3 protein-coding genes are annotated in these 2,117 nt (G+C 39.3%); all 3 read left to right on the forward strand.

Annotation, left to right across the window (positions count from 1 at the left end; genetic code table 11):
- Positions 1 to 381, forward strand: a 381-nt coding sequence (locus ACRCJ0_RS12545) for a carbohydrate ABC transporter permease (protein WP_431390642.1), incomplete at its 5' end; no start/stop codon positions are given.
- Positions 382 to 393: 12 nt separating this feature from the next.
- Positions 394 to 1,227 carry a carbohydrate ABC transporter permease gene (locus tag ACRCJ0_RS12550; protein ID WP_431390643.1) on the forward strand — a complete coding sequence of 278 codons (834 nt, stop codon included), beginning with the start codon at positions 394 to 396 and terminating at the stop codon, positions 1,225 to 1,227.
- Positions 1,228 to 1,254: 27 nt separating this feature from the next.
- A partial coding sequence (gtfA, locus tag ACRCJ0_RS12555; protein ID WP_431390644.1) for a sucrose phosphorylase occupies positions 1,255 to 2,117 on the forward strand: 863 nt, incomplete at its 3' end.

A 2,117-nucleotide genomic window follows, 5' to 3' on the forward strand; every position in this document is an offset into this window, starting at 1 on the left:
TGGCAAGGTGTGGCTATGCCAATTATCATTTTCTTAGCTGGTTTACAAAGTATTCCCGAAGAAATAATTGAAGCGTCTGCCATTGACGGTGCTAACAGCCAACAAACATTCTTCAGTATCGAATTACCGTACTTGTTACCAAGTATCTCTATGGTATTCATCATGGCATTAAAAGGTGGCTTAACAGCCTTTGATCAAATTTTTGCCTTAACCGGTGGTGGTCCAAGTAATTCAACAACTTCAATCGGTCTGTTAGTTTACAACTATGCCTTTAAGAGTAATCAATATGGTTATGCCAACGCAATTGCCATCGTCTTATTCTTAATTATCGCTGTTGTCTCTATTATTCAAATTCGCTTGTCACGTCGCTTTGAAATCTAGGAGGAAAACCATATGAAAAATGAAGAACGATTCAATCTAATTTGGAAATACGTCCTCCTAATTGTTGGAGCAATCTTAATCTTGATTCCGCTTTTAGCGACAGTATTTTCATCATTTAAAACAACACAAGACATCATGCAACATTTTTTTGCCTTTCCAAATCCAGCAACACTTGATAATTATGCTCGGTTGATTGCAGATGGTATAGGGCATTATTTCTGGAATTTCGCGGTTATTACGGTACTGTCTGTAATCCTTGTAACCCTATTTATCCCAGCAGCAGCCTATTCTATCGCCCGAAACATGTCGAAACATAAAGCCTTTGCGATTATGTATTCACTATTGATCTTGGGAATCTTTGTACCATTCCAAGTAATTATGATTCCAATCACTGTCATGATGAGTCGCTTAGGCTTAGCAAATATGTGGGGTTTAATCATCTTGTACCTAACATATGCCATTCCTCAAACCTTATTCCTATACGTGGGCTATATCAAATTGAGTGTACCGGATGGTTTAGATGAAGCCGCTATGATTGATGGTGCAGATCGTTTTACGACTTATCGTAAAATAATCTTCCCAATGCTAAAACCAATGCACGCAACGACACTCATCATTAATGCTTTATGGTTCTGGAACGACTTCATGCTACCTTTGCTGATTCTAAACAAAAATGCTGAAATGTGGACATTACCTTTATTCCAGTACAACTATACAGGCCAATACTTCAACGATTACGGTCCAAGTTTTGCATCATATGTGGTCGGTATCATCACGATCACAATCGTTTACCTGATTTTCCAAAAGAATATCATCTCTGGTATGAGCAACGGGGCCATCAAATAATCTACTACTGAGAAGAGGAGCATATACATGACATTTCAAAACAAAACCATGTTGATTACCTATTCTGATAGTTTAGGTAGCAACTTAAAAGAATTGAAGACGAATATCGACCAATATTTTGGTCAAGCCATCGGTGGTGTGCATCTACTGCCATTCTTTCCCTCTACAGGCGATAGAGGGTTTGCTCCGGTTGACTACGGTCAAGTAGATCCAGCATTTGGTAACTGGGATGATATCAAAGCCCTAGGTGACAAATATTATCTCATGTTCGATTTTATGATCAATCACATCTCCCGCCAGTCCACGTATTACAAAGACTTTCAGGAGAAAAAGGACGCTTCTGACTATGCTGATTTATTTCTAAGATGGGAAAAATTCTGGCCAAGTGGACGACCAACACAGGCCGACATCGACTTAATCTATAAAAGAAAAGATAAAGCCCCCATGCAAGCCATCACCTTCGCCGATGGTACTACGGAACATTTATGGAATACTTTTGGGGAAGAGCAAATCGACCTAGATATACGCCATCAAGTCACAATGGACTTCATCAAAGATACGATTGAACAGCTAGTGGCAAACGGTTGCGATTTGATTCGACTTGATGCCTTTGTCTATGCAATTAAAAAACTAGATACCAATGATTTTTTCGTGGAACCAGAAATTTGGGACTTACTAGACCGAGTGCAAGCGGTTGCCCAAGAAGCAGGCGCGGATATTTTACCTGAAATTCATGAACACTATACAATTCCTTTTAAACTTGCTGATCACGGCTACTTTGTTTATGACTTTGCTTTACCAATGGTTACCTTGTATTCACTGTTCTCGGGTAACACAGACCAATTAGCTAAGTGGTTGAAGATGAGCCCCATGAAGCAATTTACCACCTT

The organism is Aerococcus sp. L_32, assembly GCF_050689315.1.

Bases quoted from the DNA above. Each gene is read 5' to 3' on its own strand.
- ACRCJ0_RS12550 (WP_431390643.1), top strand. From the start codon at position 394: ATGAAAAATGAAGAACGATTCAATCTAATTTGGAAATACGTCCTCCTA.